We start from the raw sequence: 15,809 nt of genomic DNA, 5'->3' as shown, positions 1-15,809 counted from the left end.
CGGCCGCACTCCGCCGACTGTCGGGAACCACCCCGCCACCCGGCGGTGATCTCCGGGCCGGTCAGACAGGATGAACGAGCACATGAGCAGGTCCGAACTGGACGCGCGCAAGACAGAGCAGTGGTTTCGCCGCAGGGGACTGCCCGCCGTCGTGCGCGGGCTGGAGAAGAACCTCACGGTCCGCATCGTTCCCGCGGTGGTCTGGCTCGCGCTGGCCGAGCTGCTGTACAAGGTGGTGACCATCATCGACGGGGACGCGGCGTTCTCCGAGCGGATCGAGAACGGTCTCTTCCTGCTGCTCTACACCGTCACGTTGGTCGGAACGGTGGTCTTTCCCGCCATCGCCGCGTGGCTCGCCGCGGGCTGGGCCCGTGACCGCGTCCTGGACGACCGCGGGTTCGTGCCGGCCCTAGCGGTTGTCGTCGGCTACGTGGTGGTGGGCACGGCCGCGGACACGGTGCTCGACAACACCGAGCCGTGGGCAGAACTCCTGGCCTACCTGATCGAGGTGGGGCTGCTGTACGGCCTGACGGCGATCGGCGTGGGGTCGATCCTCGGCTGGGCGTTGCGGGCGGCACTGCGTCAGCTGCGCAGCGTCGGGACGATGACCAGCCGCGCCATGCCGTTGTTGTTGCTGGTGACGACGTTCGGTTTCTTCACCGCCGAGATCTGGCAGAGCGCCGGGCAGATCCCGCGTGGCCAGATGGCGTTGATCCTGGGGTTCTTCGCCGTCCTGAGCGGGCTCTTCCTGTGCTCGGTGTTCGCCGCGGAGGTGCGCGCACTGCGCACCGGGCTCGCGTCGGTCGACCACTTCAGCGCGTTGCCCGACGAACCTTTCGCGGGGCTGCGCGCAGGGGTGGATGAGACGTCCCAGCCGCTCACGCCGCTGGAACGCGCGAACGTGGTGCTGATCCTGCTGCTCACCATGATGCTGCAGGCACTGGTGTTCGCGATGGTGGTCTTCGCGGCCTTCGTGGTGCTGGGCAAGCTCGCGATTCCCGACTCCGCCATCAAGTCGTGGGTGAGCCACGATCCGACGCCCGGCCAGCTGTTCGGCGTTCAGGTGCCGTTGTCGAACGAGCTGGTGCAGGTCTGCCTGTTCGTCGCCGCGTTCTCGACGCTGTACTTCATCGCCACGATCGTCACCGACTCCGCTCACCGCAAGACGTTCTTCGATCCAGTGGTGGACCACCTCGAGGTCAGCCTCGCGGGCCGCGCGGTCTACCTGGCCCGCTTCGGGCGACGGTCGGCCACGCGCGGTGCCGACCGTGGTGATCGGCAGCCGCAGCTGTAGCTGGAAGTGGCGGTCGGGTGTGGGTGCGGTGTGGAGCCTGCTGCCCGGCCTGGGCTGCGCGGTGTACCTGGCGCGGGCGACGGTCAGCCTCGCGCGGCGCCCGCCGGCAGCCGCAGCTGTAGCTGGAAGCCGCCGTCGGGCGTGGGTCCGGTGTGGAGCCTCCCGCCCAGCAGCGCCGCCCGTTCGTGCAGCCCGACGAGCCCGTGGCGGGCGCTGGGCAGGGCGAGGTTCGGCCGGGTGGGCGGGGTGTTGGTGACGGTGACGGTCAGATCGGTGTCGTCGTGGCTGATGTCGATCGTGGCGCTGGCGCCGGGGGCGTGCTTGCGCACGTTGGTGAGCGCTTCCTGGATGGTGCGGTAGATCGCGCGCTGCACCGGCGGCTCCAGGTCGTCCGGGGCGGCGCCGACGAGGCGTGCGTCGATCGCGCTGTTGCCGATGAGCCGGTCCAGGTCGGTCAGCGTCGGCTGCGGGGTCAGCTCGGTCGCCGGGCTGCCCGACGCACGCAGCAGGTTCACCATGTGGCGCAGCTCGTCGAGCGTGTTCACCGACAGCTGGCGGACGTTCTCGGCCGCCAGCGAGGCGTTGGGGTCGGTGGTGCTGACCTTGAGCGCGCCCGCCTGCACCGCGATCAGACTCACCTGGTGGGAGACGACGTCGTGCATCTCGCGGGCGAGCTGGTTGCGTTCGCGGGCGAGGATCGCCTCGGCGTCGAGTCGCCGCTCGTGCTCGCGGGCCTCCTTGACCTCCTCCAGCCGCAGCGCCAGCTCCCGCTGCGTGTGCAGGAACTGACCGAGCAGGATCGGTGCGAGTGCCGTCATCGTGAAGTAGATGACGCCGAGCAGCGCGTAGGAGTCCCAGATCGTCGGGGCGAACTCCGTGGTCGGGAAGACGAAGCTGGCGGCGGCGAGCAGCCCGCAGCCGGCGAGCAGCCACCAGTCGCGGTAGCGGCTCGAGACCACGTAGAGGGCGACGATCGCCGGGACGATCGCGCCGGGGTACAGCACGGCCGGCAGGGTTGCCAGGAACGCGGCCAGCGGCCAGCGTTCGACCACCACGAGCGCGAGCACGGCGATCGCGATCGGGATGAACCCGTACGGGTCGTCCTCGGTGATCGTGGTCAGCACGCCCTCGGCGACGGCGACCACGAGCACCAGGACTTCGACGAGCCGGTCGGACAGCCGGGAGCTCATGGCCGTTCCCCGTTCCCGTCGAGCAGGCCCGCCCGCTGCGCCACCAGTGCCGCCTGGACCCTGCTGCCCACGCGGAGCTTGGTGAGGATGGCGCTGACGTGGTCCTTCACCGTGCCGACGCTGACGTGGACGCGGGCCCCGATGTCGGTGTTGGACAGCCCTTCGGCGATCAGCACGAGCACGGCGCGTTCGCGTTCGGTCAGCAGGCCGACCTGCTCGGAGGCCTGCGAGCCCGCGCCGGAGCCGAGGTAGCCGTCGACGACCGTGCGGGTGACCTTGGGGGAGAGCACCACGCCACCGCTGACCAGGGTGCGCACCATCTGGGCGAGCTGTTCGGGCCCGGTGTCCTTGAGGATGAACCCGGCCGCGCCCGACCGCAGGGCCATGGCGATGTACTCGTCGGAGTCGAACGTCGTGAGCATGGCGACGACCGGCGGGTTCTTCAGGCCCTGCAGCTGGCGCAGGACGGTGAGCCCGTCCACGTCCGGCATCCGGATGTCGAGCAGCACGACATCGGGTTTGTGCAGGCTGATCTCGCGCACCGCCTGCGCGCCGGTCGGCGTCGCGACGACCTCGATGTCCCCGGCCGCCTGGAGGATCAGGCGGAACCCCGTCCGCACCAGTTCCTCGTCGTCCACGACGACCACTCGGATCATGTCACGCTCCTCTGTGGATCCTGCACGTGCTCAGTCTCGCCAACACCGGTGCGGTTCTGCCATCCGAAACCTGGCAGGTGGCACCCGCCGACTGACGGGTTCTCACCAGCCGGTCGGCGGGGGTCAGCATACGGTGGTTAAACGTTCAACTACTGCTCGTGTTGCACGCACTCGGCATCGACGACGTTTCGACGATTCACCGTCGAACGTCGTCGATTCGACGGAAAACGTTGTGCTGCAACGGTCTTCACGGTGTCGTGCGAGTCGGCTACGGTCCGCTTGAGAACGTTTCCATCGGATTCGAAGTCCATAGTGGACAAGAGGAGCTGGGTGTGCACCGGTCAACGTCGACGGCAGCTGCCGTCCTCGCCGCCGCACTGACGGCGGCTGTCACGTTCAGCGGCGCTCCCGAGGCGAAAGCCGCCGCCGGGTGCCGGGTCGACTACGAGGTGACCAACGAGTGGCAGGGCGGGTTCATCGCCTCCGTGAACGTCACGAACCTCGGCGACGCGGTCACCGGCTGGCAGCTGACCTGGTCGTTCGGCGGCGGCCAGACGATCACCCAGAGCTGGAACGGGACGGTGCGCCAGTCCGGCGCCCAGGTCGCCGTCGACAACGTGAGCTACAACGGCTCCCTCGGCACCGGTGCGAGCGCAGGCTTTGGCTTCGTCGCGAACGGACCGACGGCGCCGGTGCCGGCCAGTTTCGCGCTCAACGGCACGACCTGCACGGGCACCGCACCCGCGCCGGACGTCCTGGCGCAGGCCCACACGGCAGGCAGGGTCACGAAGTCCGGTCAGTACTCCTGGCCCGGCGTGTACTTCGAGGGCAGGTTCCGCGGCACCGGTGTCGGGATCGCGCTCAACGACTCGGCCAACGAGTTCGACGTGCAGATCGACGGCGCGACCGTCGCGCGGGTGACGAAGCCCGGCAGGACCACCTACTGGGTGAACAACCTGAGCAACGCCCAGCACACCGTCCGGCTGGTCAAGCGCACCGAGAGCACCTGGGCGTCGGGGGAGTTCGGCGGGTTCGTCGCCGCGGCCGGCGGCGAGATCCTCGCGAAACCCGCCGCGCGCACCCGGCAGATCGAGTTCATCGGCGACTCGCTGACCGCGGGCTACGGCAACCTGTCCACGACCCGCGACTGCTCGGCCAACGGCGGCGTCGACCGCAACACCAACACCGACGTGAGCTTCGGCGCGCTCACCGCCCGCTCGCTCAACGCCGACTACCAGGTCAACGCTTTCTCCGGTCGTGGCATGGTCCGCAACTACAACGGTGGCGATCCCGGCAAGAGCTACCGCACCTACTACGACCGCGCGTTGCTCAACGTCGAAGGTGACGTCTGGCAGAACCCCGGCACGTGGCACCCGCAGCTCGTCGTGGTCGGCCTGGGCACCAACGACTTCTCCACCGCGCTCAACCCCGGCGAGCAGTGGCCGGACCAGCAGAGCCTCGTGACCGCGTACAAGGCGGCGTACCAGGAGTTCCTGACCAAGCTGCGCAACCGCTACGGCTCCGGCACGACGATCCTCGTGGGCGTGCCGCAGGCCTCCGGCACGTTCGCCGACGCGGCCAGGCAGGTCGTGCAGGAGCGCGGCGACGGCCGGATCCGCCTCTGGAACTTCGGCGACGTGGCGGTGGACCTGCTCGGGTGCGACTGGCACTTCTCGCAGCGCGACCACCAGCTGATCTCGGGACGCCTGGGCGAGGTCATCGCGGGGCTGAACCTGGCCTGGTGATCGGACAGAGCCCGGACAACGGCCGGTGGGTCCCAGGCGTGCGTCCTGGGATCCATTGGTCGCCGTTTCCGGTCGTGCCAACGAAAACTGGTTAACTTTTCGGAATTTTTCGGCCGTGCGAAGTGTGGCAAGGGGCCAATACGTCTTCTGGGAGCGGTCCCAGGATTCCACTCGAAGGGAGCAGTAAGAGGGTTCGGCAGACGAGCGTCCGCTGCATCGAACCGCCCAAAGTGCAGCGACGACCGGGGTAATCGCGACTGCTCCGGTGCCCGATTGGCCGGTATGAGCCACGTTACAGTGCCGTGAACTCTGGGAGCGCTCCCATTTGTCGAGAGGGCGGCGGCATGACTCGGCGAACAACGGCACTGGCGGTTGCGGCGGTGATGGTGGCCGGCGGGGTACCCGCGATGGCGGCACCGCTCGCGGTTGCCTGCACAGTCACCTATCAGGTCACCAACGAGTGGAACAACGGATTCGGCGCCAGCGTGTCGATCCGCAACGACGGCGACGCGTTGAACGGCTGGAACCTCACCTGGACGTTCCCCGACGGGCAACGCGTCACGCAGGGCTGGAGCGGCAACTTCAGCCAGACCGGGGCCGTGGTCACCGTGACCAACCCCGACTGGGCCCGCACGATTCCGACCGGCGGTACGGCGCAGGTCGGTTTCAACGGCAGCAAGGGTGCGACCAACCGGCCACCCACGGACTTCGCGGTGAACGGGGTCGCCTGCACCGGCCCCAACAAGGCGCCGACGGTCGCGCTCACCGCGCCCACTGCGGGCAGCACCTACACCCTGCCCGCGCAGATCCCGCTGGCGGCGACCGCGTCGGACAGCGACGGCACGGTGGCGAAGGTCGACTTCTACGCCGGTGACACGCTGATCGCGTCCGACACCAGTTCGCCGTACACCGGCACGTGGACGTCGCCGACGGCGGGCGATCACCCGATCACCGCACGGGCGACCGACGACCGCGGGCTGGTGAGCAGCTCCGCGCCGGCGATGGTGAAGGTGTTGGCGGGACCCGCGGTGCTGGCCTCGCCGAGCACGGTCTCGGTGAAGCAGGGGCAGACGGCGACGTTCGACGTCTCCCTGGCCACGGCGCCGAGCCAGCCGGTCACCGTCACGCTCGCCCGCAGTGGCAGCGCGGACCTCACGGTGACGCCGGAGACGCTCACGTTCTCCGGCACGGCGAAGCAGACGGTGACGGTGCGGTCGGCGAACAACGGCGGTGAGCTCGCGACCGCGACCTTCACCGCGTCGGCGCCCGGCCACAGCCCGGCGACCGTCACGGTCAAGGAGATCGACCCGTCCACTTCGGACTTCAACAAGGCGTTCCTGGACCAGTACAACAAGATCAAGGATCCGGCGAGCGGCTACTTCCGCAAGTTCGGCGACCTGCTCGTGCCGTACCACTCGGTCGAGACGCTGATGGTGGAAGCACCCGACCACGGTCACCAGACGACGTCGGAGGCGTTCAGCTACTACCTGTGGCTGGAAGCGAGCTACGGCCGCGTGTCCGGTGACTGGGCGCCGTTCAAGTCCGCGTGGGCCTCGATGGAGAAGTTCATCATCCCGGCCAAGGCGGACCAGCCGACCAACGACTCGTACAACGCGTCGAAGCCGGCGACCTACGCACCCGAGCACCCGCGGATGGACCGGTACCCGGCCGTGTTGGACAGCAACATCCCGGTCGGTTCCGACCCGATCGCGGCCGAGCTGAAGTCCGCGTACGGCAACTCGGACATCTACGGCATGCACTGGTTGATCGACGTCGACAACACCTACGGCTTCGGCCGGTGCGGTGACGGCACGACGGCGCCGTCGTACATCAACACCTACCAGCGCGGTTCGTCGGAGTCGGTGTGGGAGACGATCCCGCAGCCGTCGTGCGACACGTTCAAGCACGGTGGCCCCAACGGGTTCCTGGACCTGTTCACCAAGGACGCCTCCTACGCCAAGCAGTGGAAGTACACCAACGCGCCGGACGCGGACGCCCGCGCGGTGCAGGTGGCACTGCTCGCGCAGGAGTGGGCGAACGCGCAGGGCAAGGGAGCCCAGATCGCGCCCGAGATCGGCAAGGCCGCGAAGATGGGCGACTACCTGCGGTACGCCATGTTCGACAAGTACTTCAAGCGCATCGGCAACTGCTCCAGCCCCAGCTCCTGCCCCGGCGGCACGGGCAAGAGCAGCGCGCACTACCTGATGTCCTGGTACTACGCCTGGGGTGGCGCGTACGACACGAGCGCCGGCTGGGCGTGGCGCATCGGTGACGGAGCCTCACACCAGGGCTACCAGAACCCGTTGGCAGCACACGCTCTCGCCAACGTGCCCGCGCTCAAGCCGTTGTCCGCCACCGGACAGCAGGACTGGGCGACGAGCCTGAGCCGGCAGCTCGAGATGCTGCAGTGGCTGCAGTCGGCCGACGGCGGCATCGCCGGTGGCGTCACGAACAGCTGGGAGGGCCAGTACGCCGCGCCTCCCGCCGGCACGCCGACGTTCTACGGCATGTACTACGACGCCCACCCGGTGTGGCGTGACCCGCCGTCGAACCGCTGGTTCGGCTTCCAGGTGTGGGGCATCGAGCGCACGGCGGCGCTGTACCGGCTGACCGGCGACGCTCGGGCGAAGAAGATCCTCGACAAGTGGGTGCCGTGGGCGATCGCGAACACCACCACGGGCACCAACTTCCAGATCCCCGCTGATCTGGAGTGGACCGGCGCACCCGACACGTGGAACGCCACCAACCCCGGCGCGAACGCGAACCTGAAGGTCCGCGTGTTGAACCGCAACCAGGACGTCGGTACCGCGGCCTCACTGGCCAAGGTGCTGCTGAACTACGCGGCGAGGTCGGGCAACGCGGCGGCGAAGACCACCGGCGAGGGACTGCTGACCTCCTTGCTGGCGCACCAGGACAGCCTCGGCATCGCCACGCCGGAGACTCGTGCGGACTACAACCGCTTCGACGACGTCTACAACGCGTCGAACGGTGAAGGCCCGTACGTGCCACCGGGCTGGACCGGCCGGATGCCGAACGGTGACCAGATCGGTCAGGGTTCGTCGTTCCTGTCCATGCGGTCGATGTTCCGCAACGACCCGCAGTGGCCCAAGGTCCAGTCCTATCTGGACGGTGGTCCGGTGCCGACGTTCACGTACCACCGGTTCTGGGCGCAGGCGGAGATCGCCACCGCCTTCTCCCTGCACGCCGAGATCTTCGGGTGAGGAGCATCGAGATGAGAAAACCAATCGCACTCCTGGCGATCGGCGCGGCGGTCGGCGCGCTTCTGGTGCAGACCAGCGCACCCGCGCTCGCGCACGGTTCGATGGTCTGGCCCGGCAGCCGCACGTACCTCTGCTACCAGGACGGCCGAGCGGGCAGCGGCGGTGGCGACCTGCAGCCGACCAACCCCGCGTGCGTCGCCGCGGTGGCGCAGGGCGGCAAGCAACCGCTGTGGGACTGGTACGGCAACCTGATCAGCAACGCCGCCGGCCGGCACCGGGAGATCGTCCCTGACGGCGACCTGTGCGGCCCGACCACGAAGTACGACGCCTACAACCAGCCGCGGGCCGACTGGCCGACGACCCAGGTGACCGCGAACGCCACGGTCACGTTGAAGTACAACGCCTGGGCACCGCACCCCGGTACGTGGGAGCAGTACGTGACCAAGGACGGCTTCGACGTCACGAAGCCGCTCAAGTGGTCGGACCTGGAACCGGCACCGTTCGACAAGATCACCAACCCGCCGCTGGGCAACGGCGAGTACAGCTGGCAGGCCAGGCTGCCCAACAAGTCGGGCCGGCACATCATCTACTCGCTCTGGCAGCGCTCGGACAGCCCCGAGGCGTTCTACAGCTGCTCGGACGTGGTGTTCGGCGGTGGCGTGCCGGACACCCAGCCGCCCACCGCGCCGGGTGCGCCGGTCGCGTCCTCGGTCACCGGCAGCTCCGTGCGGCTGGACTGGCCGGCGTCGTCGGACAACTTCGGGGTGACGGAGTACCGCGTCTACCGCGGTGACCAGGTGGTCGCCACCACGACCACGAACTCGGTCACGGTCAGGGGATTGTCGTCCAACACCGACTACACCTTCCGCGTGGTCGCGGCCGACTCGGCGGGCAACGCCTCGCCGTCGTCACCGGGCGTCACGGTGCGCACCGGCAGCGGCACCGGCACCGGCGCCTGCACGGTGACCTACACCAAGCCGAGCACCTGGAACGGCGGCTACACGGCCAACGTGAAGATCGCCAACGGCAGCTCGGAAGCCGTGCGCGCATGGGAGCTCGTCTGGGACTTCCCGGCCGGGCAGCGGGTTTCGTCGTACTGGTCGTCCTCGATCACCGTCGCGGACGGCAAGGCCACGGCGAAGGGCGCCTCGTACAACGCGGACATCGCCGCCGGCGGCACGGCGGAGTTCGGGTTCAACGCGGCGACGACAGGGGCGGTGACGGACCCGGTGAGCTTCACGCTCAACGGAGTCTCCTGCGCCATCCCGTGATGAGGGTCCTCCTCGCCCTCTTCGTGGCCGGTTCGGTCGTGTGCGCCATCTTGGTCGCACGCGCCGAACCGGCCCCGGACCCCGCGGGCGGCGTCGACGGGATCGCCGCCTGGCTGCAGCAGGTCACCGGGGAATGCACCGGCGTGCGCAAAGGCGAGGACTTCGCCGCGTTCGTCGGCCCGGTGCGGGCGAAGGTCTACGGGCCGTACATCGCGGAGTGGGGCACGTGTTCGAAGCCGCCCTACGAACAGCTGGGCCTGCTGGTGCTCCGGCCGGGACTGGAGGAGGGCTGGCGCGCCGCGCTCGCTCGCGGCGAGGTCAAGGGCGACCCGGACCTCGTGTTCGGGGACGGCTTCGCGATCACCGGCTCGACCGGTATGGAGCACCTCGGCCTGAAACGACTCGAGTGCACGCTCACCGCGTGCGCGCTCATCCCGATCAAACACCATTGACAGACAGGAGATCCGTGGCAATGAGGCTCAACGGACGAAGGCGGTTGGCCGCGGCAGGAGTCGTGGTCGCCACCGCCGTCGCGACGTTCGGGGTGGCGCTCAGCGCACCCGCGGGCGCCGCACCCGGTTGCCGGGTGGACTACACGGCGAACAACTGGGGCGGCGGCGGGTTCGGTGGCAAGGTGAAGATCACCAACCTGGGTGACGCCCTGTCTTCGTGGACACTGAAGTTCACGTTCCCGGGCTCGCAGAAGGTGACTCAAGGCTGGAGCGCCAACTGGTCGCAGTCGGGCGCGGACGTGACGGCGACGAGCATGTCGTGGAACGGCAGCCTGGGCACCGGCGGGTCAACCGAGATCGGGTTCAACGGCAGCTACACCGGTGCCAGCAACGTGGATCCGTCGTCGTTCTCCTTGAACGGCACGGTCTGCACGGGCGTGTCGCCGACGACCACCACCACGACGACCAGTGACACCAACCCGAACCCAGGTAACCGCGTCGACAACCCGTACGTCGGCGCGAAGCAGTACATCAACCCGGACTGGGCGGCGAAGGCCAGCGCCGAGCCGGGCGGCAGCAGGGTCGCGAACCAGCCGACCGGTGTGTGGATCGACCGCATCGCGGCGATCAACGGGACGGTCGACTCCCGTGGCGTGGCAGCGCATCTGGACGAGGCGGTGCGCCAGGCGGCGGGTGCGCCGCTGGTGATCCAGTTCGTCATCTACAACCTGCCCGGCCGGGACTGCTCGGCACTGGCGTCCAACGGTGAGCTCAAGCCCACCGAGATCGACCGGTACAAGACCGAGTACATCGACCCGATCGCGGCGATCTTCGCCAAGCCCGCCTACAAGGACCTGCGGATCGTCACCACGGTCGAGATCGACTCGCTGCCGAACCTGATCACCAACGTGACGCCGCGCCCGACCAAGGTGGACGCGTGCGACGTCATGAAGAACAACGGCAACTACGTCACGGGTGTCGGTTACGCGCTCGCGAAGCTCGGCGCGGTGCCGAACGTCTACAACTACCTCGACATCGGCCACCACGGCTGGATCGGCTGGGACGACAACTTCGGCCCGACCGCCGAGCTGCTGTACACCGCGGCCAACGCGTCCGGTAGCACGAAGGCGAACGTGCACGGGTTCATCGCCAACACCGCGAACTACGGCGCGCTGAAGGAGCCGTACTTCTCGATCAACGACACGATCGACAAGTCCGTGCGCGAGTCGAAGTGGGTGGACTGGAACCGCTACATCGACGAGCTGTCCTACGCGCAGGCGTTCCGGCAGCGGGCTGTGCAGGCCGGCTTCGACTCCGGCGTCGGCATGCTGATCGACACCAGCCGCAACGGCTGGGGCGGCGCGGCCCGTCCCACCGGTCCTGGCCCGCGCACGACCGTGGACGCCTACGTCAACGGCGGCAGGCTCGACCGGCGCATCCACCTCGGCAACTGGTGCAACCAGTCGGGTGCCGGCCTCGGCGAGCGCCCGAAGGCCGCACCGGAGACGGGTGTCGACGCCTACGTGTGGATGAAGCCGCCGGGCGAGTCCGACGGTGCCAGCAAGGAGATCCCGAACAACGAGGGCAAGGGCGCGGACAAGATGTGCGACCCGGCCTACACCGGAAACATCCGCAACGGCAACAACATGTCGGGTGCCCTGGCGGACGCTCCGTTGTCCGGCAAGTGGTTCTCCGCGCAGTTCCAGGAGCTCATGCGCAACGCCTACCCGGCGCTGTGACAACCGAGCTGTGAGCACAGGACTGCTGTGAACCGGTTCCCGCGCGACTTCCGCTCGTGCGGGAACCGCCCGCCGCCGTCGCGGCCGCACCCGCGACGGCGGCGCTCGGCATGCAAATCTCTCCGCGAAAGGCCAAGTGCCATGTCCGAAGCAACGGTCCTCCACGAGCCCAACGGCGTCGCCCGGCGCGACCTCGGCGTGTCTGCGGACCCGTTCCCGCTCAGCGCGGTGACGCTGTTGCCCGGACCGTTGCACGACCACATGTCCCGCACGCACGCCAAGCTGAAGTCCCTCGACCCCGACCGGCTGCTGCACACCTTCCGCCGCAACGCCGGCCTGCCCTCCGAGATGGTTCCCTGCACCGGGTGGGAGTCACCGGCCGCGGAACAGCGCGGCCACACCACCGGGCACGTGCTGACCGCGCTGGCGCAGGCGTTCGCCACCACCGGCGACCGGGCGTTCTCGGTGCGGGCGCACTACCTCGTCGACCAACTGGCGCTGTGCCAGGACCGGGCCAGGTTCGCCGGGTTCAGCACGGGCTACCTGTCGGCCTTCCCGGAAGGCTTCATCGGCAGGCTCGAGGCCGGAGAACCGGTCCAGGCGCCCTACGGCACGTTGCACAAGATCATGGCGGGCCTCCTGGACGTGCACCTGCTCGTGGGCGGCACGCGCGCGTTGACCGTGCTCACGCGGATGGCGGCCTGGGTGGGCTGGCGGATCGGCAGGTTGTCGCAGGCCCATCGGCACACCGTGCTGGCCACCGAGTTCGGCGGGATGAACGAGGTGCTCGCGAACCTCTACCAGGCCACCGGCGACCCCGCGCACCTGACGACCGCGCGGTACTTCGACCACGCCTACGCGAGGCTCCCTGCGGCACTCGGTGCCATCCGCCTGTACCACGCCACCGGCGAGACCCGGTACCGCGACATCGCCGTGCACTGCTGGGAGAACGCGGCCGACGAGTGCCGGTGCAGCACCCACGACCTGCGGAAGCTGACCCACCAGCTGTTCCGCGGTGATCCCGGCCAGATCCGGTACTTCGACTACTACGAGCAGTCGCTGAACGACCGGGAGCCGGACACCCGCGACGACTTCTCGTGCTGCTACGGCACCGGCATGGCGACCGAGCACCGCGACAGCATCTACTTCCACGCCGGGAACGTGCTGTACGTCAACCTGTTCGTCCCGTCCGTGCTCAGCTGGGCCGGCCGCGGTGTGCTGGTGCGCCAGGACCCGGCCACCAGGCTGACGATCACCGGTTCCGGCTGGATCGACCTGCGGGTGCGCGTTCCGTCCTGGGCACAGGGTGCGGTGCTGCGGGTGAACGGCGTGGCGGAGCAGCCCGTCACCGCTGGGACCTACGCACGCGTCGACCGCCACTGGGTGAGCGGAGACGTCGTCGACCTGAGCCTGCCGTAGCCCACCACCCGGCTGACGGCACGGCGAAAGCGGGCGGCGCGGGGGAGCGCCGCCCGCTCTTCGCTCGGCTAGGCCTTGGCCCAGCGCTGGTTGGTGCCGCCCGAGCAGGTTGCCACCGTCACCGCGGCGTTGTTGCCGGTGCCGGTCGAGTTGAGGCACAGTCCTGTTTGGACGCTGGTGATCGTGCCGTTGGCAGTGATGTTCCAGTTCTGGTTGGCGCCGCCGTGGCAGTCCCAGATCTGGACTCTGGCACCGGAAGGCGCGTTGGTGGGCTCGTCCAGGCACTTGCCCGACACCCTCAGGGTCTGGCCGTTCTGGGTGAACCGCTGGTTGGCGTTGGTGTGGCAGTCCCACGTGATCAGCTGCGTGCCGTTGGCCGTGCCCGCGCCGACGACGTCCAGGCAACGCCCGGAGGCCTCGCCGCGCAGCCGGAACGCGGTCGGGTCGGGAGGTGTCGTGGTGGTGCTGGTCGGGCCGGGGTCGCCCGTGAACTGGGAGATGAACTTCCACGCCTCGCCGGAGGTCCAAGTTCGCCAGCCGTCGCCGCCGCCGTCGATCGGGCCCGGAGTGTGGCCGCCGTCGAACGCCGCCCAGACCACGGGATAGCCGGCCCGGCAGCCGCTGTAGGCGGTGACGATGTGGGTCCTGCTGCCTGAACCCGGTTCGCGCGGGTTCTGCGCTGTGCAGCCGTTGTTGCGCACGAACCGGTCGCGCAGCCCGCGGCCCAGGCCGATGCCGAGCACGTTGTCGCTGATGCCGTGGATGCCCATGTAGGCGATGGGCTGGTTGCCGCCGTTGCAGCCGCTGAGTTCGGCGCCGGAGTAGACGACGACCGCGCGGAACACGTTGGCGCGTGCACACGCGATCGCGTAGGACATGCCGCCGCCATAGCTGAAGCCGCCGGCGAAGCGCTGGGTCGTGTCGATGCACAGGCTGTTGTCGAGCAGCCGGACCAGGTCGTCGATGAAGGTGAGGTCCTGGCCGCCGGGGTTGGCCCAGCCGTTGCCGTTGCCCTGTGGCGCGACGAAGATCGTGCCGTTGTTCGCGGCGTCGGACAGGCGCCGCAGCCCGTAGTACGACCAGTTGTAGCCGTCGGACCCGCCGGAGTCGACGTCGTTCATGGTGCCGCCGCGCCAGTGTAGGCCGATGAACACCCGATACTGGCGGTTGTTGTCATAGCTGGGTGGCAGCCGCAGGATGTAAGAGCGGTTCTGGCCGCCGCTGTTGATGGTGTGCTGGCCGCTGTTCAGGGCGGGTGGCTTGCCGCATCCCGCGGTCGCCGCGGTCGTGCCGGCGTGGCCGTCGGGGATCGTGCCGCCGAGCGCGATGCCGGCGGCGGCGAGGGCCACCACGGCGCCGGCGGCGATCATCGCGATCACGCTTCTAGGCCTGATCATGGCATCGCCCCTTGTACTGGTGGAACATCGTTGTCCCTTCCGTTCGTCACAGTGGTTGCCGTGGGAACCGCTTCGCCGCAAGCGGGTGACGACGGGCTGCGCGACCGCCGTCACCCGCTGCCCGCTAGGCCTTGGCCCAGCGCTGGTTGGCGCCGCCCGAGCAGGTCGCCACGGTCACGGCCGCACCGTTGGCCGTGCCGCCGGAGGTCAGGCACAGTCCTGTTTGGACGCTGGTGACCGTGCCGCCCGCGACGTTCCAGTTCTGGTTGGCGCCGCCGTGGCAGTCCCAGATCTGGACCCTGGTGCCGGAGGCCGCGTTGTTCGGCACGTCCAGGCACTTGCCCGTCACCTGCAGGGCCTGGCCGTTCTGGCCGAACTGCTGGTTGGCGTTGGTGTGGCAGTCCCACGTGATCATCTGGGTGCCGTTGGCCGTGCCGGCGCCGTTGACGTCGAGACAACGGCCAGAGGACTCGCCGCGCAGCCGGAACGTGGTGGGCGTGGGTGGGGTGTCGCCGGTGAAGAACTTCCACACCTCGTTCTTCACCCAGCTGCGCGCACCGCTCTCACAACCCGAGCAGCCGTCGACCGGTCCCTGCTGGTGTCCTCCGTCGAAGGGTGCCCACGCCACCGGGTAGCCGGTGCGGCAACCCGAGTAGTGGGTGGTGATGTGGGTGTTGCTGCCGCGGGACGGTTCAGGTGCGTTCTGCGCGGTGCATCCGTTGTTGCGGACCCACCGGTCGCGCTGACCGCGGCCGGAGCCGATGTTGTCGCTGATGCCGTGGATGCCCATGTAGGCCACGGGTGCGGTGCCGCCGGAGCACCCGCTGATCTCACCCGGCGAGGCGATGGCCGCGATCGCCTTGAGCATCGTCGGCCGGGAGCACGCGAGCGAGATGCTCATCGCGCCGCCGTAGCTGAAGCCCAGGGAGAAGCGCTGCGCGGGGTCGACGCAGAGGTCGCCCTCGATCCGGCTGACCATGTCGTCGAAGAACCGGACGTCCTCACCGCCGGAGTTGGCCCAGGCGTTGCCCAGACCCTGCGGCGCGACGAAGATCGCCGAGTTGTTCGACAGCGCTTTCAGGCCGTAGTGGGCGTAGACCGCGCCGTCGCTGCCGCCGCCCGCCACCTGCTGGGCGGTGCCGCCCCACCAGTGGAAGCCGAAGACCAGCCGGTAGCGGCGGTTGGGGTCGTAGTTGTCCGGCACGCTCAGGATGAACTGCCTGGACTTGCCGCTGCTCTGGATCGTGTGGGTGCCGCTGCGCAGCGTGGGTGCCTGGCCGCAGGCGGCGGCCACGGGATCGGAGCTCGCGGCCGGTGGTTCCGCGCCGGCGACACCGGCACCGCTGAACACCAGGGTGGCGGCGGCCGCAGCGACCAGCCACCGCACCCGTCGGAGAACGTTGTTCTGTTGCATGGGGTTCCGCA

11 protein-coding genes are annotated in these 15,809 nt (G+C 69.1%); 7 read left to right on the top strand and 4 right to left on the bottom strand.

Translation table 11 applies throughout. From position 1 onward, the window contains the following. The first annotated feature begins 82 nt into the window (after window positions 1-82). Window positions 83-1,294 (top strand): hypothetical protein, encoded by a 1,212-nt coding sequence (locus tag DI276_RS17290; protein WP_157984764.1) that lies wholly within the window; start codon window positions 83-85, stop codon window positions 1,292-1,294. 83 nt (window positions 1,295-1,377) lie between these two features. Here DI276_RS17290 and DI276_RS17285 read toward each other — a convergent pair whose 3' ends face one another. Next, entirely contained in the window at window positions 1,378-2,484 is a 1,107-nt protein-coding gene (locus DI276_RS17285) for a sensor histidine kinase (protein ID WP_112264498.1), read from the bottom strand. Further along, window positions 2,481-3,140, bottom strand: coding sequence for a response regulator (locus DI276_RS17280; RefSeq protein WP_112264496.1), 660 nt, complete (start codon window positions 3,138-3,140; stop codon window positions 2,481-2,483). The genes DI276_RS17285 and DI276_RS17280 overlap by 4 nt, the downstream gene beginning before the upstream one ends. 332 nt (window positions 3,141-3,472) lie before the next feature. Between DI276_RS17280 and DI276_RS17275 the strand changes: the two genes are divergently transcribed. The 6 genes from DI276_RS17275 to DI276_RS17250 all read left to right on the top strand — a co-directional run bounded on the left by DI276_RS17275 (window position 3,473) and on the right by DI276_RS17250 (window position 12,987). Then, window positions 3,473-4,885, top strand: a complete 1,413-nt coding sequence (locus DI276_RS17275; protein WP_112264494.1) for a cellulose binding domain-containing protein — start codon at window positions 3,473-3,475, stop codon at window positions 4,883-4,885. A 344-nt stretch (window positions 4,886-5,229) separates the two neighbouring features. Next, window positions 5,230-8,106: a glycoside hydrolase family 48 protein gene (locus DI276_RS17270; protein ID WP_112264492.1), complete on the top strand. Its 2,877-nt coding sequence runs from the start codon at window positions 5,230-5,232 to the stop codon at window positions 8,104-8,106. A gap of 11 nt (window positions 8,107-8,117) precedes the next feature. Beyond that, complete coding sequence (locus DI276_RS17265) at window positions 8,118-9,377, top strand: lytic polysaccharide monooxygenase (RefSeq protein WP_198680708.1); 1,260 nt, start codon at window positions 8,118-8,120, stop codon at window positions 9,375-9,377. Continuing rightward, window positions 9,377-9,829 (top strand): hypothetical protein, encoded by a 453-nt coding sequence (locus tag DI276_RS17260; protein ID WP_112264490.1) that lies wholly within the window; start codon window positions 9,377-9,379, stop codon window positions 9,827-9,829. Before DI276_RS17265 ends, DI276_RS17260 begins: the two co-directional genes overlap by 1 nt. Before the next feature lie 20 nt (window positions 9,830-9,849). Continuing rightward, window positions 9,850-11,568, top strand: coding sequence for a glycoside hydrolase family 6 protein (locus DI276_RS17255; RefSeq protein WP_112264488.1), 1,719 nt, complete (start codon window positions 9,850-9,852; stop codon window positions 11,566-11,568). Window positions 11,569-11,709: 141 nt separating this feature from the next. Beyond that, window positions 11,710-12,987, top strand: coding sequence for a beta-L-arabinofuranosidase domain-containing protein (locus DI276_RS17250; RefSeq protein ID WP_112264486.1), 1,278 nt, complete (start codon window positions 11,710-11,712; stop codon window positions 12,985-12,987). Between the two features lie 68 nt (window positions 12,988-13,055). Here the strand turns inward: DI276_RS17250 and DI276_RS17245 are convergent, their stop codons facing one another. Both DI276_RS17245 and DI276_RS17240 read right to left on the bottom strand, forming a co-directional pair. Next, entirely contained in the window at window positions 13,056-14,384 is a 1,329-nt protein-coding gene (locus tag DI276_RS17245) for a ricin-type beta-trefoil lectin domain protein (protein ID WP_112264484.1), read from the bottom strand. 124 nt (window positions 14,385-14,508) lie between these two features. Beyond that, window positions 14,509-15,798, bottom strand: a complete 1,290-nt coding sequence (locus DI276_RS17240; protein ID WP_112264482.1) for a ricin-type beta-trefoil lectin domain protein — start codon at window positions 15,796-15,798, stop codon at window positions 14,509-14,511. Between the last annotated feature and the right edge of the window lie 11 nt (window positions 15,799-15,809).

It is taken from the genome of Lentzea terrae (assembly GCF_003265345.1).
In the GTDB taxonomy this organism is placed as follows: Bacteria; Actinomycetota; Actinomycetes; order Mycobacteriales; family Pseudonocardiaceae; genus Lentzea; species Lentzea terrae.
Note: the sequence above shows the minus strand (reverse complement) of the source record. Positions and strands in the feature narration are given on the sequence as shown.